The sequence below is a fragment of the Agrobacterium sp. AGB01 genome (assembly GCF_014851585.1).
GTDB lineage: Bacteria > Pseudomonadota > Alphaproteobacteria > Rhizobiales > Rhizobiaceae > Agrobacterium.
The window spans coordinates 321,188-344,544 of sequence record NZ_JACVAB010000005.1 but is presented as its reverse complement, the minus strand read 5'-3'; the positions used below and the strand labels follow the sequence as shown (position 1 = coordinate 344,544).

Here is a 23,357-nt window from a genome sequence, read left to right as displayed (position 1 = left end):
TTATCCCCTTGCCTCAGCCAGAACGGCCGCAATTGTTCGCTGGACCAGCTCGATCTTGAATTGGTTCTGATCTGTGGGATGGGCACCCGCCATGAGTATGGCGTTCACGTCACGCGATCCCTTTGAAATCTCCTCGTCGGCGGCTTCGTCCCGCCATGGTTTGTGCGCTACGCCCCCAACGGCGATTGCACCTTTTCCATCGGGTTGGATAATCGCAGCGACCGAGACCAGGGCAAAGGCGTAAGAGGCGCGATCACGAACCTTGCGGTAAATCTGGCGACCACCCACTGGTGGCGGCAACACAACGCCGGTAATCAACTCATCTCTGGCCAGTGTGGTGTCGATGTGGGGTTTGTCTCCTGGCAGCCGATGGAAATCGGCTATTGGAATTGAGCGTTTCTGGCCATCAGGCTTTACGGTTTCAACCACCGCATCCAGAGCCCGCATGGCAACTGCCATGTCGCTTGGATGCGTCGCAATACAAGCCTCACTGACACCCACAACGCCAAGCTGGCGACTAAAGCCGCCAATTGCCGAACAGCCACTTCCGGGACTACGTTTGTTGCAGGCTTGGGCAGGGTCGTAAAAATACGGGCAGCGTGTGCGCTGCATAAGATTGCCCGCGGTGGTGGCCTTGTTGCGCAACTGGCCAGAGGCACCGGACAAAAGGGCTCGAGACAACACGCCGTAGTCGCGCCGAACGGTGTCATCGGCAGCAAGATCGGTATTGCGCACGAGCGCCCCAATTCGAAGGCCACCGTGCGAGGTCTTTTCCACTTTGTCGAGACCGAGACCGTTTACATCAACGAGGTGGCTTGGGGTTTCGATTTCCAGCTTCATCAGATCCAAGAGATTGGTACCGCCGGCGATAAATTTTGCATCCGCATTATTTGACACCGCAGCCGCGGCAGCCTGCGCAGATGAAACTCGTTCATACGAAAACGCTCTCATGCTGGCACCTCTGCGACTTCGTTGATCGCGTCAAGAATGTTTGAGTAGGCTCCGCACCGACAGATATTGCCACTCATACGTTCCCGGATTTCCTCCGATCCTATAACAACCGTATCTGTCAGGCATTTGGTGACGTGGCTGGGTATATTTGACCTCATTTCTTCCAGCACCGCCACCGACGAACAGATTTGTCCGGGCGTACAGTAACCACACTGGAAACCGTCATGCTTGATGAATGCCGCCTGCATCGGATGAAGGTTGCCAGGGGCTCCCAATCCTTCGATCGTGGTGATTTTATCATCCTCATGCATCACCGCCAGCGTCAGGCAGGCGTTGATGCGACGCCCTCCTACGATCACCGTACAAGCGCCGCATTGGCCATGATCACAGCCTTTTTTTGTCCCAGTCAGGTGTAAATGTTCGCGCAATGCGTCGAGCAGTGTCGTTCGATTATCCAGTGTGAGATGAACGACGTTTTCGTTGACCTGGAAGGAAACCTCGGTTTTCGTTTGCAATATTACCACTCCCTAAACGGGCGCGCCAAAGAAGTGCCGCTGGCGCTGAGTTTCATGACCCTGGACAAAAGCAGTTGCGGTCCCGAAAGTTCCATGAAGCGCAGGCTGCGCTTAAGCCATTTCAATGGCTAAGAAGTACCTCTTCGGCCGAGAGCGGCTGAAAGCTAAGGTCCATCACGCTTGGCGATGGAACAATCCAATACGCAAAACAATTTAGCCCCGAATATCAGTCTCAAAACTGACTGAAGTGTTTTGGAGGAAACATCATTATGATCTTTAACCAGCCCACATCCCCTGACGAACAAGATACTGGCACATTCCCCGACGGTCTGATCCGCTTCGACAAGCAGCAAATTGTACCAAGCAATCAGTTCAAGCGCCGCGAAACGGCACATGAGCGTGACTATGGAGAGCGTCGCACTGTCAACAGATCAGCGATCGGGTTGGTGTGACCGGTATCTCTCACAACAGCAGATTGCAGCATTCCCTCATAAGACTATATCTTGAATGCTGCGCAACCTAGTGCCGGACAAAGCGGTCAATCCGGAGTTCGGGATCGGATACCAATATTCTTAGTTGAGGGTTGATCCAAATGACACTTTCTCCACCTGTGCCCTTTTCTCCAGAACTCGAAACCTTCAGAGCAAATGAAACGGAAACAATCGACGGTCTGAAAGATGCTTTTGACGCGATAATGGATAAGACAGCAAACGACTATGGTCATGCTGTCCGGTCTGTTCACGCAAAATCTCACGGCATTCTCAGCGCGAAGATGACTGTTCACTCGGATTTGAGCAATGAGTTGGCGCAAGGTCTGTTTTCCCAACCTGGCACCTACGGCGTCCATATGCGGCTTTCTACGAACGCCGGCGACATCCTCCCCGACACCATTGCTTTACCGCGGGGGTTGGCGATGAAGGTTGTGGGCGTGCGTGGCAAGCGCCTGCCTGACGCAGATGGTACAAGCCAAGACTTCGTGATGGTCAACGGTCCGGTCTTTCAAGCGGCAAATGCAGAGAAGTTTCTCGGTAATCTCAAACTGCTCGTGAAGACGACCGACAGGCTGGAAGGGACCAAGGAGGTCCTTTCCAGCGTCTTGCAAACGGTCAATAAAGGTATGGAAGCCATAGGTATTTCCAGCCCCGCGATCCAGTCACTAGGAGGCGCGCCCAACGTTGATCCACTTGGCGAAACTTACTTCAGTGTCACTCCATTCCGATATGGTGATTTTGTCGCGAAGTTCCGATTGAAGCCTATCTCAGCGGGTCTCGTTGAACTTTCCGGCCGGGAAGTCGACACGAGTACCGGTGACGACGCAATCCGGAACACTGTTCAGGCCGAGATGCTCAGCATTCGGGCCGAATGGGAGTTCCAGGTGCAGCTCTGTCGCGACGTGAGTAAACAACCCATAGAAGATCCAACAGTGGAATGGAGCGAAAGTGACACACCTTTCGTCACTGTCGCGACGGTCGCGGCCGACCCTCAAGACACGTGGCGTGCAGAAAGCGTCCAGGAAGTCGACGAAATGATGCGCTTCAGCGTATGGACAGGGCTTGCCGCTCACCAACCGCTGGGTAACATCAACCGGGCCCGAAAAGCCACGTACCAGCGTTCCGCAGAGTTTCGCCAGTCATTTAATCGCTGTCCGATCCGTGAACCCGACTAGATACAGCGAGTGGCTCCTTGAATGACAAGTGCTCATTCGGTTTTCAGATAATCGCACGGCGCGCCAATTGGAAGTAAAGCATGGTAAATTTTGATCTTTACTACTGGCCGGTTCCTTTCCGAGGACAATTCGTCAGAGGCATTCTGGCCCATGGAGAATGCTCCTGGGATGAACATGATGCCAACACCATTGAAGAAATCATGGGCCGTGAAGTCAACAAGCAGCCGATTGGGTTTATGGGACCGCCAGTTCTCATTGACCGAGATAGTGGCTTTGCAATTTCTCAGATGCCGGCCATAGCGATGTATCTTGGAGAGCGCCTTGATCTCCTCCCCACTACCCCAGAAGGTCGAGCCCTGACTGCGAAAATAGTAAACGATGCCAATGACGTCCTTGATGAGCTCACCCTCGACGGCGGGCGAGAAATGTGGACGATCGAAAAATGGACTAATTTTGTCCCCCGTTTACAGAGGTGGATCACTATTTTCGAGGATAGTGGAACCCGAAATGGTCTTTCGGCAGGATCAGGGTTTATGCTTGGCACTGAAAATCCCGGTGTTGCTGATATCGTTACCTCCATCCTATGGATAACTGTCGCTGACCGATTTCCTGTCATCAGGCGTATAATCGAAGACACCTCGCCGACGATATGGTCACTTTCCAAACGAGTTGGAGATACCGCACGCTTGGCCGCGTTAAATCAAAAAAGTTTCCAAGATTATGGAAATGCTTATTGCGGCGGGGAGATCGAAAAATCTCTCCGCCATGTATTGGCCTAGTTAGCCACATGTATTGGTCTAGTTAGCAAATAGAAAAGTCAGCACCACAGGCCGTTGAGTGAGGGGATCACCCACGTCCTGAGAAGCATCGCCCCTAACAGACAATAGATCGTCGGCATAGACAGGAGAAAAACTCCTGTCTTTCGTTAACGATCAGACTCTTCCTCTTGTTTCAGGGGCACAGGGTTGGCCACGTATAATGCGCTCGCCTTCGACAAAGTAACCGTTAAATCTGCGTGATCGTAAGGTTTTGCGAGAATGAGCGCGTCATGCTGCCCCTTCACTGCCGTCGGATCGCCAGTCGCAAATACAATTGTTATTGATGGTCGTAGTTTCCTCGCCTCGCTTGCTAGCTCAACGCCTGACGCGCCCGGCAGATTGAGATCAGTGACCAGAATATCGACCGGCAACGTCTGCAGTGCTGTGAGGGCATCTTCAGCGCTTGCGGCATCGACGACTATATAGCCTGCATCCTGCAACATTTCAGCTGTCGTCAGTCGGATCAGTCCATCGTCCTCGACCAGCAGCACCGTCTTTGCGTCAGCTGTAAGCCGAGCCGATGTGATTGGCGTGGCAATCTGCTCCACGGTATCTGAAACCGGTGTCGCCGTATTCTCTACGGCCCGCTGTTTCTGGTTTGCCAATACATGGCGGAACTTTCGAGCGAGCGCCTCACGGGTATAAGGCTTGGACAGCAACTCGACCCCCGCATCAAGCTTGCCCCCATGCACGATCGAATTTTCCGTATAGCCTGATGTGAACAGCACTGCGATATGAGGCAGGCGTTCTTTGGCCTTGCGTGCCAGTTCCGGGCTTTTCAAGGTCCCGGGCATGACGACATCGGTGAACAGAAGGTCAATCGGTATTCCGCTGTCGATTACTGTCAAAGCACTCGCCGCGTCCACTGCTTTCAACGTGCGATATCCGAGGTCAGCCAACAGCGCTACCACAGTTTCCCGGACTTCCTCGTCATCCTCAACAACAAGAACGGTCTCCGTTCCACCGGTGATCGGACCATTGTCGACGACAACCTCGACATCCTCGGATTCCAGTGCGCGAGGCAGGTAAAGTTTGATCGTCGTGCCGTGACCTACTTCGGAATAGATTTTGACATGGCCGCCCGACTGTTTGACGAAGCCATAGACCATTGAGAGGCCAAGCCCCGACCCCTTTCCCTCTCCTTTGGTGGAGAAAAACGGCTCAAAAACCTTGTCAATGATGTCTGGCGCCATCCCGCTGCCAGTGTCTGTCACAGCCATCATAACATACTGGCCGGGTGAAACTTCGTCGTGACTGCGTGCATAGGCATCATCTAGATGTGCATTGCACAGCTCGATCGTCAGTTTACCTGTTCCCTGCATCGCATCGCGGGCGTTGATCGCCAGATTGAGAAGGGCATTTTCGATCTGGTTGGGGTCGATAAAGGTATTCCACAAACCGCCTGCGACAACCGTTTCAACCTCGATAGCCTCCCCGATCGCCCGGCGGATCATGTCATCCATATCACGCACAAAACGACTGACGTTCACAACCTTGGGCTCAAGTGCCTGTCGTCGACCAAAAGCAAGAAGTTGGCTGGCCAGCTTTGATCCGCGACTAACACCCGCCAATGCATTCGAGATCCGCATTTCGGCACGTTCGTTGCCGACAACTTCTTTCGACAAGAGCTGGAGATTGCCAGATACGACCTGAAGAAGGTTATTGAAATCATGCGCAACTCCACCCGTCAGCTTGCCCACGGTCTCCATCTTCTGCGCCTGGGCGAGTTTGGTTTCCGCTTGCCGCCTTTCGGAAATCTCTGCGATCACCCTTGTTTCAAGAGTATCGTTCAGTTGTCGAAGCTGCTCTTCCGCTCGCTCCCGATGTCGAATCTGACGCGACAGGTTTTCTGCCTGTTCACGGAGTGCTCTTTCGGCAGCTCTTTGATGAGTGATGTCCGTATGGACGCCGACCCATTCGACAATTCTGCCAGACGAGCCTAACAAAGGCAGTCCTCTTATTGCGAATTGCCGCCATTCGCCGTCATGCCGACGCACGCGATGCTCATGCACATACATGGATTTGGTGGCGACCGCATCATTCCATGACACGGTCGACGCTTCTCGATCGTCTGGATGAACCGCATTTACCCAGCCAAACCCTTGGTATTCATCAAAGCTCTGACCTGTGAGGGCCGCCCAACCCGGTTGTTCGCCGACCATTTGTCCATCCGCGGAATTGGTCCACAGCACTCCATGAACCGCATCCATCGCAGTTCGGAAACGGCTATTGCTGATTTCGAGTTCGGCCTCGCGTACCGCACGTTCCTCGATATCAATGCCAAGGATATGCACGCCTGGTATCGAACCGTCAGGCTCGACATGAGGAACATACCGGATTTCCAGCCGTCGGGGCGCACCTCCCCCATATGGCATATCTGCCTCTGCAATACATGCCTCTCCGGCGAGAGCACGATCAAGGTCCGGACGGCGATTGGAATAGGCCTCATCACCAACAACTTCCGACACATGTCGCCCCACCATATCGGCAGGTTTGGACCCGAACCAACTGTCGTAAGCCGCGTTTGCAAAACGATAGACATGGTCCCGGTCCACATAGGCAATCAGCATGGGAATAGCGTCAGTCACGCGACGAAGTTCTGCTTCATTTGCCGCAATCTTGGCTTTCATCGCAGAGCGATCGCTGTTGTCAACCACGGTACACAGCACGCCACCAACCGTCCCATCCGCTTCGTAAACTGGCGTGTAAAAGAGGTCGAAAATAAATGTTTTCGGAATGCCTTCTCGGACAAGTTCCATGGGCTGGTCGCGGTAGGAACGGAGTTGCCCGCGAAAGCCAGCTTCAAGCATTTCCCTGTTCCAGTCCCATATCTCAGGCCATATGCCCGGGACGGTACCACCCAGAGCATGTGGATGGTTGGCACCGGCTATCTCCGCGTAACGATCATTGTAGATCATCACGTGGCTCTCACCCCACATTAAAACTTTTGCCACGGGTGAATTCACGACATTTGCAACGGTGGTCCGCAGTTCAACAGACCATGTTTGAACAGCGCCAAGCGCCGTTGATGCCCAGTCAAACTCGCGGATCAGTTGGCCGCACTCGCCGCCACCAATTGGCCAGTCTATTGTGCTAACCGGCTTTGCTTGAACTGGTGCAGCACGCAGGGTTTGAAGAGCCGCGCAAACCACTTCGCTTGCATTGGCATACTCCCCCTTTTGAAGGCACTCATCAATGAACGCCTCGAACTCGGAGGTCAGCAAAATGTCGTATGAGAATTTATTGGCCATGAGCTTTCGTCGCAGTTGGATGATGGTGTGTCAATAACCACCGGACACGAGAAAATGCCAGCCAGACTTATTTCACACCTTGTCTGGCGTTGCGCATCCAAACACTCAGCTCGGAAAGGTCGTAGGGCTTTTCGAAAAACTTGACGCTACCTGGCAGAGCAGACTGTGATGGCCGAACCATGCCAGAAGTCATAACCACGCTCATCGAGGGCCATCGCTGACGGATGACCCCTGCCAGTTCCATTCCGTCGATTGAACCAGGCATGTTCACATCGGTAAACACGACTTCAATATCTTCCCGGTGCTCGAGTATTGAAATTGCTTCGTCAGCATTCGCAGCTTCGATGGTCACAAACTGATCGTCAGACAGATAGTCTGCGACATCCATGCGTATAAATGCCTCGTCCTCGACGATGAGAACCGTGATGGGGGGAGAGATCGCTTCTTTCAAATCTTGCATCCGTACCAGTTCTTTTCTCGAAAATCGCGATTCCAAGACATGACTGCGATTTGATCGCTTGCCACAACGTGGAAGCACACAAATGGTTCCAGCGCTTTTTGATTAAGCAATCAATACTCAAAAAACGTTGATGTTTCCCAACCAAGCTCGTCAATGTTTGCAGAACGAAAGCGCGATGTCATTGCAGGTGAGCCACTGGGTCCCTTCGAGTTTTCAATAGGTGATAATGGTATCACCATTAAACAGTGTTGCTGCGCACCGTGTCACGACAACTCCAGTGAACAATACTTGCACGATCGGGACTGGCGCAAACATCTGCCCGCGTCGATAACTGCGATCTCGACACCATTTGCGATTATTCGAAATGCCCCCTTGTAGAGACGGATATGCAGGCGACTACCAGAAGCCAAGAGAAATGGCCATGTCGGCACACAAGCCGCCTATCTTCGTCAAGCAAATGGCTTACGGTGCCCAGTTGTCTTCGCGCACCGTGTTCACGCAGTTGCTATCGATGTTTATATTCATGATAGGTCCGTCATTTGGCAGTCTCTTGCTTCATCTTGGCTATGCTTCGGTCTCGGGTCAGCAAGCGGCCGTTCAAGCCGACATAGGCGACGAGGCCGATAACCAGTCCCCAGAATGCGCCACCAATCCCAAACAGATTGATGTTCGCCGCCGACGCGAGGAAGGTTATAAGTGCTGCCTCACGGGTGACGGGGTTTGCCAGGGCGGTAGCAAGGCTGTTACCAATGGTACCTAGCAAGGCAAGCCCTGCCAGCGCGGTAATGAAGGTCGAGGGAAACGCCATGAAAACGGCCGCCAGCGTCACACCAAATACGCCGACCAGCACGTAGAAGAAGCCCGCCGCAATACCGGCGATCCAGCGCCTTGAAGGGTCTTCATGGGCCTCCCGTCCTGTTGCGATGGCGGCGGTGATCGCGGCAATGTTGAACGCATGCGATCCGAACGGCGCCATAATGAGCGAGCCAAGGCCGGTCACCGCGAGTATGGGATTGGCACTCGTCCTGAAACCATCACTCCTTAAAACAAGCATTCCCGGCATATATTGACCTGTCAGAGTAATGAGAAACAATGGCAGCGCAACGCTTAACAATGAATTCAGAGAAAAGACCGGCATGGTCAAGACAGGTGCCGCGAACTGAAGCTGCAGCCCGGACAGATCAACTCGCCCCTGCATGACCAGCAACCCAAGCCCCAGACCGAGAATACCGACAACTGCATATCGAGCAGAAAAACTCTTCAGCAGGACGTAGGCGACAATAAGAAGACCAACGAGTAGGGGATCGACTGTTACACCGGCGAAGGCACCAATGCCGAATTGAAGAAGGATGCCGGCGAGCAGGCCCGATGCGATACCAGACGGGATCAGGCGGACGATTCTCTCAAAGCCGCCCGACAGCCCCAGCAGGACAAACGCAGCCGCCGATACAATATAGGCGCCGACCGCTTCGGCATAAGGGGTTGTACCGAGTGCTGTCGCAAGGAACGCCGCAGCCGGCGTCGACCATGCGGTGATGATGGGCTCACGGTAGCGCCAACTGAGGATCACCCCCGTCACACCAACGCCGATCGAAACCGACCAGACCCAGGATGCGGTGAGGTCGGGTGTGAGACCCGCGACGCGCGCGGCTTGAAATACCAGAATGAAAGTCCCTCCGTAATTAACGATGACGGAGATCAGTCCCGCAACGATCGGGTACACGAGATCGGATAGGTATGTGAGATATGGTGATTTCAGACGAGTGGACATGGATTTTAGATGTTCCTTCAATCGCGGCATTTGCAATTCTTCTGCTTGACTTCTAGGCGGAAAATGGACGGATATTCCCATCCATTTTTCGAGAGAGATGCAGACCAATTGTTCAGGCATTCACAACTGGAAACCGTACAGGCTTGGCTTGCCTATCCCGGCCATGCCGCGATGCCTATTCATGCCAGGATACAACGGGCAATCCGCCAAATGATCATTGACGGGGCACTTCGCGCCGGCAAACCGCTGCCCGCATCGCGGTCGCTCGCACGATCACTTGGTGTTTCGAGAGATACAATCGAATCAGCCTATGCCCAGCTTCATGCCGAAGGTTTTATCGAACGGCGTGTGGGCAGCGGCAGCTTCGTCTCGGCGATGACTGAGTTTGCACAGCATCACCGGCTCCAGCAGCGTGGCACTTTATCGCGCAATCAGGCCCCTGACCTCAGCAAGCGTGGAGCGGCCATGTCGCACAGCGGGGGCGTGCGAGAGATTCTGGCGCCTCGCCCTTTTGCGCACGGTGTTCCAGAAACACGCAATTTTCCGCTGCAGCTCTGGGAACGACTGGAGCGGCAGGTGCTGAAAGAGCATGGCACCAGTGCACTTCTTCACGGCGACCCGCAGGGAACGGAACCCTTGCGACGCGCTATCGCCGATTATGTAAATCTCGAACGAGGTGCTAGCGCGACAGCCGACCGAGTACTGGTACTGACCAGTTCGCAACAAGCAATGACGCTCTGCGCAAACATGCTGTTTGATTCTGGCGACCGAATATTCATTGAAGATCCGGCCTATTATGGCGCCCGAAAGGCGTTTGACGCCGCGGGTCTTGAATGTATTCCGGTCAGCGTTGATCATAACGGGATCGTTGTCGACCAGATCAAGGCTGAGCCACGCAAGGTCAAAGCGGTATTCCTGACCCCGTCCCATCAGTTCCCGACCGGTGCCACGCTTTCCCTGGACCGTCGCCTGGCCTTGATCGACTGGGCGGCCCGGCAACGGGCATGGATCATCGAAGATGATTACGACAGCGAGTTTCACTATGCTGGGAAGCCAACCGCGTGTGTGCAGGGTTTGGATCCTCATGACAGGACAATCTACATCGGCACCTTCACAAAGGCACTCTTTCCGGGATTGCGCATTGGTTACGCTATCCTTCCATCGCAACTCGTCAAGCCGATGACTGTAGGACGCACCCTTCTGGACGGTCATACCGCTTCCATAGCGCAACTGACGCTAGCCCGTTTCATGGAAGGTGGACATTTTGGCTCGTACGTACGTGTCATGCGCAGCATGTATGCGCAGCGGCTGGACGTCGCTTCGCAACTGGTTCGCAAACATCTTTCGGATTTTGTTGAACCGGCACCACCCGCCGGTGGCTTGCAAATGCCTTGTCATCTCATCGGCGACATTTCAGAGCAGGCTGCCGTCAACGCCGCCCGGCGCTTGGGAGTGGAACTTCTGGGTCTGTCTGCGCTTTATGCCACCGGAGACGCCAAGCCCGGGTTACTGATGGGCTTTGCCGCCTATACACCGCATGAAATTGAAATTGCCGTCAGAAAGCTGTCTATTGCATTCAGATCGCTCAGCCTTTCATAGCCGGGCTTTCGCCAAACTGGTGGTGCCCCATGTCTTGGAAACTGGCACATTGTGGGCGACTGGGGCAAAGAAATACGGATGGTAAATGACGCCTGCGCTGTTTTGTTTGGAAAAGTGCGGAGAATTTCGCCTGCTGCCCATCAGAAACCATTCTGGAATCTGTGGTATCTGAGAAAAGTTCACAATAAGCATTTTGGCATTTGAAAGCGTAACGGCATGGATCCTGACATTTTCGACCACACGAGATCAATACCCTGCACAATCGATGACCGCACATTTGTCATTTTTGAATCCACCCAGACCCGTTGAACCCTCCCACGTCACGCGCCCTTTGCCGGAGGAAATCCAAGCGCTGCAGCGGAACACGTTCGAGTATTTCTGGTTGGAAAGTCACCCCAGTACGGGTTTTCCGCGTGATCGGCTGCGATCGGATGGAAAGCCCATCCACGAGATCGCCTCTATCAGCGGGATCGGTTTTGCATTTCTTGCAATCGTTGTTGGCGCGTATCGATCCTGGATCACTGCTGCCGATGCCTTGGAGCGGACAAACCAGATCTTGTCATCGCTTGGGAAGGTAAAGCGTTACCATGGCGCCTTTCCTCACTTCGTGAATGCCGCGACATGCGAGTTGATACCATTTGCGAAGTTCGATGACGGTGGCGATCTCGTTGAAACCGCCTTCCTTATGCAAGGTCTTATCTGCTCACGTGAATTTTTTTCAGGATCGACGCCCGCTGAACGCAAACTACAGACCGCAGTTGACGAGTTGGTGCAGGCTGTGGAGTGGGACTGGTATACAAAGGGAGAATCCGGGCCTTTATGGTGGCACTGGAGCCCTCGCCACGCCTGGGCTCGTAATCTGCCTATACAGGGCTGGAATGAGGCCCTGAGCTGTTACGTCCTTGCTGCCGGTTCCTGCAAATATGGGATTGATCCCGCCTGCTATCATTCAGGGTGGGCACGAAATGGAGCAATATCAAATGGCAACGAATACCTGGGCGTTCGCCTACCGCTTGGCGACCCGTTTGGCGGGCCGCTTTTCTTATCCCAGTATTCATTTTGCGCCTTAGATCCAAGGGGTCTGGGAGACGGCTATTGCAGTGATTACTGGATGCAAATCCATGCACATGCCAAAATCAACTATCTGCATTGTCGATCTCGATACAAAGATGCCGACGGATGGGGATTGTCTGCCTGCGACGGCCCAAGAGGTTACTTGGTCAATTCGCCTATCAATGACAGCGGGGTAATTGCTCCGACAGCCGCCCTCTCCAGCATTCCGTTTTTGCCAACGGAAGCAATCGAGACCGCACATCAATTTCTGCATTGGAGAGGCGGACGCATTGAAGGCCGCTTTGGCCTCATGGACTCTTTCAAGCCGTCTACGGGATGGGTGTCCAAAACTCATCTTGCAATTAATCAAGGCCCAATTGTCGCGATGATAGAAAACTATCGCAGCGGCTTGCTTTGGGACTTGTTTATGGGCGCGCCGGAAACAAAATCTGGTTTGAAACGGCTTGGATTTAGCAGCCCTGGACAACAGCTCATGACTTGATCATGCGGAGCGATGTTTGCTGCAACTGACGCTCTGTTATCGTTGCGCAGTACTGACCCTGTCGATGTCTGACGCAGGTGCCCGCCCGAACCGCGACACGATTATGCTGCTGTGAAAGAAAAGATTATTCACCGATTTCTTTTTAAGATGACACCATTCGATCATCCGGTCGATGAGATGCAGCACAGATATCACCGCCTAGTAGCCTCAACTCACCAGTATCTTGTTCCTCGGGCCGTGATCAAGCGCGCCTTTCCTTTGCCACTGCGAGTGACCATAACGACCTTCGCGCAAAACACTTGTCAGCGGAAAGATGAACTCGGGAAGAACACCACCATGCGACCGAATGCGGTGCCCTGCACGTTTATTTGCAGCTGAGGAACGATATGTTTGCAATGGCGTTTGCTAGTGCCGCATCACGTGGCAAGGAGTACGTCTTATGACTGACACTCGCAAACCTGATCAAAAGAACGATCAGAAATCGGACCAACGCTCCCAGACTGCCAATCCATCGAAAAAAGACCACGGCCAAAAATCGGGTGGATCAAAGTCTGATGAACAAAAGCGTGGCCGTGACGAACGGTAGGCCCCGGTGTTGGCTGGGTACAACCCCAGCCGGAATGATTTTCATACTGATGTTGGTAGATCACCAGTCACCGATGTAAAACGAAGTTTGCCAATCCGATGATAGGGAAACGGGATAACATGCGCTATTATCCCTAGACGTTTTTGTTCACTGCTGGCTCGTTTTTGAGCATCTCGTTTGTTCCGATAACCAAACATCAGTGTTTCGAAGCCATCAACGACTTCAACCATCCAGGCATCGTGAGATTTATAGAGAACCACGCTGGAATTCACACGTATACGCGTTACCATTTGTCCGTCCTTTTGTGAGAAAAGGCGAGACAATGCTCCCGCAGTCGGCAACGTCCTGATGAATTTGCTGTCGATTGCCAGAGTATACACATTCTCAGTCAGATAACCAATCCGATGGCTCTTACAACAAATCACTAATCCTGAGGTGTCGTTGTTATTTTTGCAGTACCAGTAGAAACCAGTGGAGGACCTCCATGCGCGCTTATATAATTGGCAGTATAGTCATCTGGTGCGGGGTGTTTCTGGCTTGGTATTGCTTGACAGTCTTTACACGCCAGGACAGCCCTCAGGACGCAGCTTCCCCCGCAGCAAACGTTGCAATCCTGTCCGCCTCACAGTGCCGTTTTGCAGTTGAGACGCTTTTTTCGATGACCGACAAACTGTTGCAAGCCGGCGGCCCGGAAGTCCCCACGGAGTTACGTCGAAACATCGAATCTTGCATTTCGTCGGATTCTGTCACCCGCGACAAAATCACAGCAACACAACTCATCCGACTTTTTCCGTGAAGAACACGGCAAACAGTCACAGCTGCTGCTTCCCCTAAGTCATAACCGGGATAAACCATGGTAGAAAATGTTTGAAACATATGCCCACCCGCGTCCACACGGTCTGCTGACACGACGTTTACATCATATGTGATGGTTTGATTGCTTGTATCTCGCCCAGACATTCACGAAGAGGACGCTTTCCGCACCCATGGCCGAGGAAATGAGCGCCAAGAGAAGGTCAGCCAATCTAAGTTAAGCAAGATCGCTGATTGTCAGAACATTCAAATTGCGCCCGTATTTCGCATATACCTTCTTGGCCGCCTCATGGATGGGCTTGAGCATTGTGTCAAAACTCGAGAGATACTGGGCTTCCGACATTCGCGTTCTATGTGTCGTGCCCTTGGCCAAGGCCTCGGCTTCGACAAAAAAACGAATTTCGAACATGCCATCATAGCCGAGAAACCGCACGGCGTTTCGCACGTCATCGAAGCTGCGCGCACGGTTGGGGAAAGCCAGTGTCATGATTGACACCTGCTGCGCTCTTGTCTGAGGGTAGCATTGCGTCGATTGAGTGACAACATCCCGTCAGTCGCCTCAGATATGCTCAGGTCAATGAGCGTGCAGTCCCCTATTCGTACCGGCACTCCCGTGAACACATGGTAGATCGTCCATGAGCGATCTCTCTCGATCCTTCTGCCGTATTGGTTATCAGGTGTATCCGTGATGCAGGCCCCACCCTCGTTTTCCCAACGCTCTACGCTCAGTGCTTGACGTCTGTGTTTGCCGTTCGTGTTCATGGTTTTGGCCTTTCGTTGCAGTTCGAACAAATTCGTCCGCGTAGAGCCAGTTTTCAGCATGAGCGCGCGCACTGGAGAAAGTCCAGCACAAGACGAGCCGATAAAAAAAGCAGATCAAAAGCGCGTGTAATTCATACAATGCGGCTGTAATGGAAAGAAGTTCCGGCGAGATATCACAAGACACGCCGGTATGTTTTCCAATCATGCGCCCTGATTGCGCACAAAACAAGGCCGTATTGAAAGTATTTGGGACCAACCACTTGCGATCATTGGCCATTTCATCGGGAACAATCTCTTTCAGTTCAGCCCCCGTGCAGCAAACTCTTCGGTAACCCCAGCGGCTTGGGGCGCAAAAGAGTTCTTCAACTCACTCACGCGGATCGCCACTTTTGCGCGAACAAAATAACGACCAAAAACTTTTGGTTGACAATCATTGCAAGACACTTTACGAAGTGTGATCGAGTTTGCTTGCTTAGCTTTGATTATCTCGCGATTGGCACCGCGGTCTGAACGAACCTCTCCTTTCAAAATCGTTATCATCATATACGGCACCGAGTGCTGTGTTTTCTTTATCGTTATGAAAGGGTTCATCATGAACACTGGCACAGTAAAATGGTTCAATTCCACAAAAGGCTTTGGCTTCATACAGCCTGACAATGGGTCCGCAGATGCGTTTGTGCACATCTCCGCCGTTGAGCGCGCTGGGATGCGTGACCTCGTCGAAGGCCAGAAGATCGGCTTTGATCTGGAGCGGGACAGCAAGTCCGGCAAAATGTCGGCCTGTAATCTTCACTCAGCCTGAGGAGATCGTGCTTTCCCTTGACCACGGATGTGCTGGCACTTCTGAAAGCACGTCACGTTTTTTATAAAAGGCCAGGCAAATCACCTAGCTTTTTAGCTGGGCCTCGTTGGCCAACTTTGCAACAGGAATTCAAATGACCGAAAAGTACAGCATTTCCCGACAGAAAGCGGAAATTGCTTTCAACGATATCCAAACGCCCTTCTTCGGGAAGGAAAAAGCGTTTGATGAGCTTGAGGCAATAACGCAGAACCGCGAAGCAAAGACTTTGCGGCTCAGGCAAGCGCGCCTTGAAAAAGAGCATTCTGACCGTGTCTCTGCAACTTCCGCTCTTGTCGCGAAACGCAAACGCACAACTTAAATGTGAAAAGGCTTGAACCGCCAAGAGCGCAGGCGATGGCCGCAGCTTAATGCGCTTTCGACACTGAGCACGCCAAAGCCGCAAGGCGACACGGCGGTCGTCCCCCGATGGAACGTCCCTTACTTGAGTGCGTTGCAATTGAACGGCTTGATGCCTTTCACTAGGAACACCTCTATGAAAATACGTGCCGGCTTTAATATCGGTTATCAGTGCGAGCATGAGACGGCGATGCTGCTTGTCCTCAATATTCACCCCAGCCGGCGCGCCGACCTACTTACTGAACAAACGCTCACCTTTGATCGGCCGATTGAGGCTTGGGGTTATCTCGACATATTCGGTAATGTCTGCAGTCGTATATCTGCTCCACCCGGCCTTACGACGATTTCTACCAAGTTCGATATATATGACAGTGGCCTGCCAGATCCGGTTCCTGAAAATGCCTTTCAGCACGACATAAAGGATCTACCTGATGATGTGCTGGTTTTCCTGCTAGGCAGCCGCTACTGTGACACCGACAGATTGGCAGACTTCGCCTGGGAGACATTTTCCGGTACCCCGCTTGGCTGGCAACGCGTGAAAGCAATTGTTGATTTTGTCCACGAGCACATAACCTTCGATTATGATAGAGCAGATCCCCTCAGAACAGCTCACGGAGGGTTCACCGACGGAAAAGGTGTTTGCCGGGACTTTGCCCATCTGGCTATTACGCTATGTCGTTGCATGAATATCCCTGCCCGTTACTGCACTGGATACCTTGGAGATATCGGCGTACCCAAGAACCCGCACCCGATGGATTTCAGCGCATGGTTCGAGGCCTACCTGAGTGGACGGTGGTACACGGTCGATGCCCGCCACAACACACCACGCGTAGGACGAATACTGATGGCCATAGGGCGGGATGCGACCGACGTTGCGCTATCGACCGCTTTTGGCCCCGCGATTTTGACGAGCTTCGAGGTCTTTACAGACGAACTTCCGTCATGACCGAAGCCATTTGAGACAGACCGAGCCGTGTTGCTCGGAAAATCACGACACTGCTATAGTACTACCAAAATCTGTACTTGCTGAAGAGAAAGCTAGGTTCGGCTAGCCAACAAAGGCACACATGTCTATTCAACGAACAAGCTTCTACATCTTGCTGGCGGTAGTGACGATCGCGTTTTTCTGGCTTTTGTTGCCATATTACAGTGCCGTGCTATGGGCAGTTATTCTTGCCATCATATTCTTTCCGGTACACAGGCGGGTCGAGCATGCATTAAAAGGGAGAAGCGGGATAGCGTCGTTGCTAACCGTATTGTTGTGCATTTTTCTCGTCATCCTGCCCTCCATGATTATCTTGGGGTCGCTCATTCGTGAAGGCTCCAACCTTTATCAACGGATCAATAACAACGAGATTGATTTTAGCGCATACTCCACGCGCATCGAGGAGGCTTTGCCCGCGTTTGCCAACGACTGGCTAAGATCAATTAGGCTGGATGGCTTCACAGATTTGCGGGAGAGTGTCTCTGCTGCCTTTATGCAAGCAGGACAGTCGATTGCCGGAACAGTTCTCAGCCTGGGCCAGAACACACTGCAGTTTTTTATTGGTTTCGGCATAATGCTTTACCTCATGTATTTTTTGTTCAGGGATGGTGCGGAACTTGCCAGAACAATCCAGCAGGCAATTCCATTAAGCGATGACTACACGCGCCAATTCGTCGATAAATTCGCAGCAGTTGTGCGCGCTACCGTGAAGGGTAACGTCATCATCGCGATCATTCAGGGAACGATTGGCGGTATTGCTTTCCTATCTCTTGGTATCGAAGCTCCTTTATTGTGGGGCGTGGTAATGACCTTTCTGTCAATGCTGCCGGCCGTTGGAGCAGCTCTTGTCTGGGGCCCAGCTGCTATCTGGCTTTTCCTCACCGGAGCATGGTTGAAGGGGCTCACCATGGTACTCATCGGAGTGCTGGTCATAGGGCTGATCGATAACCTCTTGCGACCATTGCTGGTAGGTAAAAGCACCCGGTTACCAGACTACATTGTTCTGGTTTCCACTGTCGGCGGCATTTCACTTTTCGGAATTAACGGATTTGTCATCGGGCCGCTCATTGCCGCCCTGTTTATGTCGGCATGGTCGCTTTTTGGCCGACAACAGAACGCCAAAAAAGCTGAAGCAGCCGACGAAGTGATCATGTAGGGCCGCAGACGACTGGCTCGCCTTTTTGCATCCCGGTTTTGCTATCTGAGTTTGACGACAGACGATTTAATTGTCCGGAGAAGACAATTTGGAACACAACAGCAAGAAATTGTGTTGAACCGACGACTGGTGCGTTAATGCACGCGCTTTGTACTTGAGGCCGATCGCCGCGGCAAACTACCCCAAAAAATATTAGCTTCACTGCCTATTTGTAGTGCTGCCGGGCGACCGAGAGTGAAAACCGTACTCACCGTCGAAGGGAACTATAATGACCGATAATAAAGAGTTTTCAATCAGCAGTAATGGTGATCGTTGGTCGATTGAGACAAATGACGGAGACATAGTCGTCCTGCACACAGCCAATAAGCCTTCCGGAGGTCAGCAGACCCGCAAGGCTCTTTCTGATTTCCTTGAAGAGAGTGTTGGCAAACCTGAGCACACGGCGCTTCTTCAAATTTTGGGGCAATCCAAAAACGAGATCAACGACCAACTGGGGAATGAAGTCGTAGATCCGTCTGTTTTCGATAAAGGATGATCGGAAATGAATGAGGCCGTTAGCGAACTCAAGTGTCGTCACACTCTGACAACGCAAACGCAGACATCATAAACCTAACCGCCAGATAGGATCTCATAGGGCGAAGCTGCGTTTATGGCATGGTTGGTCATATGAACACCGTCTCCGACAATACTTCCCTATGATCGCCACAACCGCTGAGACATTATGTCGGCCGTATCATCGATAAGAACCTGGACACATGCGCCTTTCGTCACAGCGTTCTCCCCTTCTTTTACGGGTCAGTAATTGGGTGGAACGCAGTCCCGTTCATAGCCGTTCTATCCACCGATACTTCAAAGACTTTCAGGCATATTGATTACAGTTCGGGAATTCGTCGTGAGTAACATCCGCGCGTCAAAATACTTCGTAGTAGACATGATTTCCTGGAAAACCAGACGCTGGAAAGATCAAAACCTATGAAGCCTTTCGTCATAAACCCTCCAGTCTTCTATGGGTCACTCTTCATCATCGGTATCTTTCTCGCCATAGGTGTCTTTATGCCGGGAGAGGCCGGGTTGCTGTTCAGTGCGGTGCAAAAGTCAATTTTGAGCGCTTTTGGATGGTTTTACCTTCTTGCAGTTGCAATATTTCTGCTTTCTGTCCTGGTACTGGCATTCGGACGTTTCGGGCAGCTGAAACTCGGTCCTGACGATTCAGTTCCTGATTTTCGTTTCACGTCATGGGTGGCCATGCTTTTTGCAGCCGGGATGGGCATCGGCCTCATGTTCTATGCGGTAGGTGAACCCATGACGCATTACATGGCACCTCCCACAGCAGAACCACGTTCGATTGAAGCCATGCGGGAAGCGATGACAGTGACGTTCTTCCACTGGGGAATTCACGCCTGGGCAATCTACGCTGTCGTGGGTCTGTCTCTAGCTTATTTTGGCTACCGCTATAACTTGCCACTCACGATCCGTTCTGGCCTCTATCCCCTCCTCAAAAATCGGATAGATGGGCCAATCGGGCATGCTGTAGATATTTTTGCAATTGTGGGAACAATGTTTGGCATAGCAACCTCTCTTGGAGTAGGCGTTGCGCAAATCAATGCGGGGCTAAATCACCTGCTGGGCATCCCTATTGGCACAGAGATTCAGTTGCCTTTGATCGCCGCTGTGACCCTGGTTGCGACCTTGTCAGTGGTCTCTGGCCTCGACAAGGGTGTGCGGATCCTTTCCGAAACCAACCTGCTACTTGCAATACTGCTGATGATCTTCGTGCTGATCGTCGGACCAACTGGCCAGATTTTCAGGGACTTCGTGCAAAACCTCGGAATGTATCTGGACACGATCGTTTTACGCAGCTTCAACATATATGCCTACAAACCCACTCCATGGATCGACATTTGGACATTGTTCTACTGGGCTTGGTGGATTTCGTGGTCGCCATTTGTTGGCATGTTCATCGCCCGCATATCGCGAGGTCGCACAGTGCGCGAATTCGTGATGGCGGTACTTTTCATACCGGCAGGCTTCACTTTTTTCTGGATGACGGTGTTCGGCAATACAGCTATGTTTATCGATACCGGTGTGGCATCTGGCGCCTTGGGCGATGCTGTGGCCAATGATATGTCGGTCGCGCTTTTCCGGTTTTTCGAATATCTCCCCCTTCCCGCCATCACCTCAACCTTGGCGGTGGTTCTGGTTTCGATCTTCTTTGTCACGTCCGCAGATTCTGGTGCACTTGTCGTCGACGCAATAGCAGCAGGCGGCGAAACCACCACAACCACTGGGCAACGCGTCTTCTGGTGTATGATGGAGGGATTGGTAGCGGGTTGCCTGCTTCTGGCCGGCGGCCTTGCGACTCTGCAGTCTGTTACAGTTGCGAGCGCGCTACCCTTTACAGTAGTGATGCTCGCTTTGGTATGGTCCCTGTTTAGGGGTATGAGGGAAGATCTCGCACAGCGGGAGGCTCATCAAGGCCAGAGTGTCCTTCCACCGGCGCAGCCTGCCAGCGGGCAAACATGGCAACGTCGTCTTGGTTTAATGTTGACTGCAGCCACCGAACAAGACGTTCGCCGCTTCATGGAAAAGAATGTGCGGCCCGCCCTTGTGCAGATGGCGGAAGAACTCACTGCACAGGGCAGAATTTCAGAGATTTTGACAGAAGACGCCGATGCAATTGTCCTGCGATCACCAGCTGAAGGCGTGCGCGACTTCGTATATGGCGTGTCCCTGACGAGCCACCGTGTTGCAAGTTTCACAACAGTACGTGCAGGGCAACCGGAGCTCAGGTACGAGGCAAGGACTTATTTTTCGAGTGGCAACCGGGGGTACGACCTGATGGGAATGTCACGAGATCAAATTCTAGCCGATGTGCTTATCCAGTTTGAACGATACCTGCATCTGGTTAACTCTCCCGATATGCAGCTTGTCCACGGTGCCCCGGAACATCCCTCCGGAGTTTGATACAATCTCACAATGCAGGAAATCAACGGCAGGGCTTTGCAAAAACATCCAGTAGACCAACGGTCCCATATGCTGATCGAAACCGACATGCTGTTGTTGCAGCCGCAACTAGCCCCGCCGTACAAGTGACTTTAACCCCACAGGGCCCATATCAGGTGATCAGTATAGCGCGAAAATCGTTGACGTTAACACCGGTTGGCCCACAGACGAACAAATCCCCGGCCAGGGAGAAAGCCGAATAACTGTCGTTGGCGGCAAGCAGGGCCTGCCCATCAATGTGTTTCGTGCGAAAGCGCTCCACACTGGTTCCGTCGACAAATGCTCCAGCATTGTTTTGCGAACCATCGATGCCATCAGTATCAGCGGCCAAGGCGTGCACCTCTAAACCGTCGATGGAAAGGGCCAGCGAGAGAGCAAATTCGCCATTGCGCCCTCCCCTGCCACCTTCAGATTTTAATGTCACGGTAGTTTCTCCGCCTGAAAGCAGCAGGCAAGGTTTTGCAAATGGACTGTCACGTGTGGCAATTTCACGGGCTATGGCAGCGTGGACGCGCGCAACATCCCGCGCCTCGCCTTCAATGGCATCGGACAATATCACCGCGTTGACACCATCATGCTGTGCAAATTCTGCGGCAGCATCGAGCGCCACACGCGCCAAAGACAAAACGTGCCATGTGTTGCCCTCAAAGGCAGCACTTTTCGGACATGGAGCATCTGCAGCGGGCGTGCTGAGAAAATCCAGCAGTTTGGACGGCAGCTCCATGCGGTAACGCGCAATTATGTCCAGTGCCTCCTGACGGGAACTGTCGTCGGGAATCGTTGGACCAGACGACACGAGAGCAGCAGTGTCCCCGGGAATATCCGAGACGACAAAAGTGACGACGCGTGCTTTCGTCGCCGCAGCAAGGCGCCCACCCTTGATGGTGGAGAAATGTTTTCGTACCACATTCATTGCTGAGATTGGTGCGCCTGACGCAAGAAGTACCTCGTTGAGACCTATCTCGTCGGCTAGAGTAAAGCCATCCGGTGGTGATGGGAGAAGAGCTGAACCTCCTCCGCACACCAGAGCAATTACGAGATCGCAAGCAGAAAGGCCTGACAGGATGGATTTCAGCCGCTTTGCAGCGGCAAGCCCGGATTCATCAGGCACCGGATGAGCCGCACCGACAACTTCGATATCACGCGTTTCGCACTCGTAGCCATAAGGCGTCACGACAAGTCCGCTGAGCGGACCGTCCCAGACATGTTCAAAGGAGCGTGCCATCTGGGCGGCTCCCTTCCCGACACCGATCACCACGACGCGACCTTTGGCCGGTGGCACAGGCAGGAATTTCGTCATGCCATTTGCAGGATCTGCCGCCTTTACAGCCACATCATAAAGAGAAGTCAGAAAGCGGCGTGGATCTAAAATCACAGCAGTTTCCTTTCTAAGGCCATCAGCGGGGATCGACTACAAAAGCTCAAACAACGCCGAGTGATCCTTGTCTCCGAAGCCTTTGGCCAATGCACTGTTCATGAGTTGTTGCACCAATGCTGCGTTTGGCAACATCAGCTCGAGAAGTCGTGCCGATTCCATGGCAAGCGACAAATCCTTGTGATGCAGACGCATGCGGAAGCCTGGTTCAAACGTTCCCTTGATCATACGTTCGCCGTGCACTTCAAGAACACGAGACGCAGCGAAACCACCCATCAACGCCTTACGTACGATCGCGGGGTCGGCGCCTGCCTTTTGAGCAAACCTGAGTGCCTCTGAAACCGCCTGGATATTGAGAGCAACAACGATCTGGTTCGCAACCTTCGCAATCTGGCCGTCCCCGACGCCACCAATCAAGGTGATGTTCTTGCCCATGCGCTCAAATAGCGGTCTGGCACGCTCAAAGACCTCAGTCTTTCCACCAACCATGATGGTCAGAGACGCTGCCTTTGCGCCAACCTCGCCACCCGACACCGGCGCATCCAGATAGTCGCAGCCCAGGGCTTCAACTCGAGCCGCAAAGTCCCTGGTTGCCAACGGTGAAATGGAGCTCATATCGATGATGAGCTTGCCGCTGCTGAGACCTTGCTGAACGCCATCCTGGCCAAACAGAACTGTTTCGACATCAGGCGTGTCGGGCAGCATAAGAATGATTACCTCGGCCGACTTCGCAACCTCCGCCGCTGTGTCGCAGGCAACCGCACCACTCTCAACGAGATGCGAAGAGACGGGCTTGACCCGATGCACATAAAGGTCATGACCGGCTTCAATCAAATGCTGCGCCATCGGGCGACCCATAACGCCCAGTCCGATAAATCCAACTTTCAACGTAC

21 protein-coding genes are annotated in these 23,357 nt (G+C 52.8%); 11 read left to right on the top strand and 10 right to left on the bottom strand.

Annotation, left to right across the window (positions count from 1 at the left end; genetic code table 11):
- Both IB237_RS18830 and paoA read right to left on the bottom strand, forming a co-directional pair.
- The gene (locus tag IB237_RS18830; RefSeq protein WP_192490224.1) at positions 1-951 is read right to left on the bottom strand and encodes a xanthine dehydrogenase family protein subunit M; all 951 of its coding nucleotides are present in this window, start codon (positions 949-951) and stop codon (positions 1-3) included.
- Positions 948-1,466 (bottom strand): aldehyde dehydrogenase iron-sulfur subunit PaoA, encoded by a 519-nt coding sequence (paoA, locus tag IB237_RS18825; protein ID WP_210324016.1) that lies wholly within the window; start codon positions 1,464-1,466, stop codon positions 948-950. Before paoA ends, IB237_RS18830 begins: the two co-directional genes overlap by 4 nt.
- A gap of 269 nt (positions 1,467-1,735) precedes the next feature.
- Between paoA and IB237_RS18820 the strand changes: the two genes are divergently transcribed.
- The 3 genes from IB237_RS18820 to IB237_RS18810 all read left to right on the top strand — a co-directional run bounded on the left by IB237_RS18820 (position 1,736) and on the right by IB237_RS18810 (position 3,911).
- Positions 1,736-1,918, top strand: coding sequence for a hypothetical protein (locus tag IB237_RS18820; protein WP_192490222.1), 183 nt, complete (start codon positions 1,736-1,738; stop codon positions 1,916-1,918).
- A gap of 140 nt (positions 1,919-2,058) precedes the next feature.
- A complete protein-coding gene (locus IB237_RS18815) occupies positions 2,059-3,132 on the top strand; it encodes a catalase family protein (RefSeq protein WP_192490221.1) in 1,074 nt (357 codons plus the stop codon).
- 80 nt (positions 3,133-3,212) lie between these two features.
- Complete coding sequence (locus IB237_RS18810) at positions 3,213-3,911, top strand: glutathione S-transferase (protein WP_192490220.1); 699 nt, start codon at positions 3,213-3,215, stop codon at positions 3,909-3,911.
- A gap of 146 nt (positions 3,912-4,057) precedes the next feature.
- Here the strand turns inward: IB237_RS18810 and IB237_RS18805 are convergent, their stop codons facing one another.
- The 3 genes from IB237_RS18805 to IB237_RS18795 form a co-directional block, all read right to left on the bottom strand.
- Complete coding sequence (locus IB237_RS18805) at positions 4,058-7,201, bottom strand: PAS domain-containing protein (protein WP_192490219.1); 3,144 nt, start codon at positions 7,199-7,201, stop codon at positions 4,058-4,060.
- A 67-nt stretch (positions 7,202-7,268) separates the two neighbouring features.
- Positions 7,269-7,661: a response regulator gene (locus tag IB237_RS18800; RefSeq protein WP_246788088.1), complete on the bottom strand. Its 393-nt coding sequence runs from the start codon at positions 7,659-7,661 to the stop codon at positions 7,269-7,271.
- 535 nt (positions 7,662-8,196) lie between these two features.
- A complete protein-coding gene (locus IB237_RS18795; RefSeq protein ID WP_192490218.1) occupies positions 8,197-9,432 on the bottom strand; it encodes a benzoate/H(+) symporter BenE family transporter in 1,236 nt (411 codons plus the stop codon).
- 108 nt (positions 9,433-9,540) lie between these two features.
- On the opposite strand from IB237_RS18795, the gene IB237_RS18790 reads away from it, so the two are divergent.
- Entirely contained in the window at positions 9,541-11,031 is a 1,491-nt protein-coding gene (locus IB237_RS18790; RefSeq protein WP_192490325.1) for a PLP-dependent aminotransferase family protein, read from the top strand.
- Between the two features lie 421 nt (positions 11,032-11,452).
- The gene (locus IB237_RS18785) at positions 11,453-12,586 is read left to right on the top strand and encodes a glucoamylase family protein (RefSeq protein ID WP_246788107.1); all 1,134 of its coding nucleotides are present in this window, start codon (positions 11,453-11,455) and stop codon (positions 12,584-12,586) included.
- A gap of 627 nt (positions 12,587-13,213) precedes the next feature.
- On the opposite strand, the gene IB237_RS18780 is transcribed toward IB237_RS18785, so the two are convergent.
- From IB237_RS18780 to IB237_RS18770, 3 genes are all read right to left on the bottom strand, one after another.
- Positions 13,214-13,462, bottom strand: a complete 249-nt coding sequence (locus tag IB237_RS18780) for a hypothetical protein (protein WP_192490217.1) — start codon at positions 13,460-13,462, stop codon at positions 13,214-13,216.
- 740 nt (positions 13,463-14,202) lie between these two features.
- The gene (locus tag IB237_RS18775; RefSeq protein ID WP_192490216.1) at positions 14,203-14,472 is read right to left on the bottom strand and encodes a DUF1488 domain-containing protein; all 270 of its coding nucleotides are present in this window, start codon (positions 14,470-14,472) and stop codon (positions 14,203-14,205) included.
- Positions 14,473-15,044: 572 nt separating this feature from the next.
- Complete coding sequence (locus IB237_RS18770) at positions 15,045-15,290, bottom strand: hypothetical protein (protein ID WP_192490215.1); 246 nt, start codon at positions 15,288-15,290, stop codon at positions 15,045-15,047.
- Positions 15,291-15,339: 49 nt separating this feature from the next.
- On the opposite strand from IB237_RS18770, the gene IB237_RS18765 reads away from it, so the two are divergent.
- The 6 genes from IB237_RS18765 (at position 15,340) to IB237_RS18740 (ending at position 21,050) form a co-directional block, all read left to right on the top strand.
- The gene (locus IB237_RS18765; RefSeq protein ID WP_192490214.1) at positions 15,340-15,549 is read left to right on the top strand and encodes a cold-shock protein; all 210 of its coding nucleotides are present in this window, start codon (positions 15,340-15,342) and stop codon (positions 15,547-15,549) included.
- 133 nt (positions 15,550-15,682) lie between these two features.
- A complete protein-coding gene (locus IB237_RS18760; RefSeq protein WP_192490323.1) occupies positions 15,683-15,907 on the top strand; it encodes a hypothetical protein in 225 nt (74 codons plus the stop codon).
- Positions 15,908-16,081: 174 nt separating this feature from the next.
- Complete coding sequence (locus tag IB237_RS18755; RefSeq protein ID WP_192490213.1) at positions 16,082-16,891, top strand: transglutaminase family protein; 810 nt, start codon at positions 16,082-16,084, stop codon at positions 16,889-16,891.
- A 121-nt stretch (positions 16,892-17,012) separates the two neighbouring features.
- Entirely contained in the window at positions 17,013-18,086 is a 1,074-nt protein-coding gene (locus IB237_RS18750) for an AI-2E family transporter (RefSeq protein ID WP_192490212.1), read from the top strand.
- 268 nt (positions 18,087-18,354) lie between these two features.
- Positions 18,355-18,621 carry a hypothetical protein gene (locus IB237_RS18745; RefSeq protein WP_192490211.1) on the top strand — a complete coding sequence of 89 codons (267 nt, stop codon included), beginning with the start codon at positions 18,355-18,357 and terminating at the stop codon, positions 18,619-18,621.
- Positions 18,622-19,058: 437 nt separating this feature from the next.
- Positions 19,059-21,050 carry a BCCT family transporter gene (locus IB237_RS18740; protein WP_192490210.1) on the top strand — a complete coding sequence of 664 codons (1,992 nt, stop codon included), beginning with the start codon at positions 19,059-19,061 and terminating at the stop codon, positions 21,048-21,050.
- A 151-nt stretch (positions 21,051-21,201) separates the two neighbouring features.
- Here the strand turns inward: IB237_RS18740 and IB237_RS18735 are convergent, their stop codons facing one another.
- Both IB237_RS18735 and IB237_RS18730 read right to left on the bottom strand, forming a co-directional pair.
- Positions 21,202-22,464, bottom strand: a complete 1,263-nt coding sequence (locus tag IB237_RS18735; protein ID WP_192490209.1) for a glycerate kinase — start codon at positions 22,462-22,464, stop codon at positions 21,202-21,204.
- 36 nt (positions 22,465-22,500) lie between these two features.
- Complete coding sequence (locus IB237_RS18730; RefSeq protein ID WP_192490208.1) at positions 22,501-23,352, bottom strand: 2-hydroxy-3-oxopropionate reductase; 852 nt, start codon at positions 23,350-23,352, stop codon at positions 22,501-22,503.
- Positions 23,353-23,357 lie beyond the last annotated feature (5 nt).

What these genes read in the sequence shown, in the direction of transcription:
- IB237_RS18830 (WP_192490224.1), bottom strand. Translation starts at nt 951, where the DNA reads ATGAGAGCGTTTTCGTATGAACGAGTTTCATCTGCGCAGGCTGCCGCG.
- IB237_RS18820 (WP_192490222.1), top strand. Translation starts at nt 1,736, where the DNA reads ATGATCTTTAACCAGCCCACATCCCCTGACGAACAAGATACTGGCACA.
- IB237_RS18815 (WP_192490221.1), top strand. Translation starts at nt 2,059, where the DNA reads ATGACACTTTCTCCACCTGTGCCCTTTTCTCCAGAACTCGAAACCTTC.
- IB237_RS18810 (WP_192490220.1), top strand. Translation starts at nt 3,213, where the DNA reads ATGGTAAATTTTGATCTTTACTACTGGCCGGTTCCTTTCCGAGGACAA.
- IB237_RS18805 (WP_192490219.1), bottom strand. Translation starts at nt 7,201, where the DNA reads ATGGCCAATAAATTCTCATACGACATTTTGCTGACCTCCGAGTTCGAG.
- IB237_RS18800 (WP_246788088.1), bottom strand. Translation starts at nt 7,661, where the DNA reads ATGCAAGATTTGAAAGAAGCGATCTCTCCCCCCATCACGGTTCTCATC.
- IB237_RS18795 (WP_192490218.1), bottom strand. Translation starts at nt 9,432, where the DNA reads ATGTCCACTCGTCTGAAATCACCATATCTCACATACCTATCCGATCTC.
- IB237_RS18780 (WP_192490217.1), bottom strand. Translation starts at nt 13,462, where the DNA reads ATGGTAACGCGTATACGTGTGAATTCCAGCGTGGTTCTCTATAAATCT.
- IB237_RS18775 (WP_192490216.1), bottom strand. Translation starts at nt 14,472, where the DNA reads ATGACACTGGCTTTCCCCAACCGTGCGCGCAGCTTCGATGACGTGCGA.
- IB237_RS18770 (WP_192490215.1), bottom strand. Translation starts at nt 15,290, where the DNA reads ATGATGATAACGATTTTGAAAGGAGAGGTTCGTTCAGACCGCGGTGCC.
- IB237_RS18765 (WP_192490214.1), top strand. Translation starts at nt 15,340, where the DNA reads ATGAACACTGGCACAGTAAAATGGTTCAATTCCACAAAAGGCTTTGGC.
- IB237_RS18760 (WP_192490323.1), top strand. Translation starts at nt 15,683, where the DNA reads ATGACCGAAAAGTACAGCATTTCCCGACAGAAAGCGGAAATTGCTTTC.
- IB237_RS18755 (WP_192490213.1), top strand. Translation starts at nt 16,082, where the DNA reads ATGAAAATACGTGCCGGCTTTAATATCGGTTATCAGTGCGAGCATGAG.
- IB237_RS18750 (WP_192490212.1), top strand. Translation starts at nt 17,013, where the DNA reads ATGTCTATTCAACGAACAAGCTTCTACATCTTGCTGGCGGTAGTGACG.
- IB237_RS18745 (WP_192490211.1), top strand. Translation starts at nt 18,355, where the DNA reads ATGACCGATAATAAAGAGTTTTCAATCAGCAGTAATGGTGATCGTTGG.
- IB237_RS18740 (WP_192490210.1), top strand. Translation starts at nt 19,059, where the DNA reads ATGAAGCCTTTCGTCATAAACCCTCCAGTCTTCTATGGGTCACTCTTC.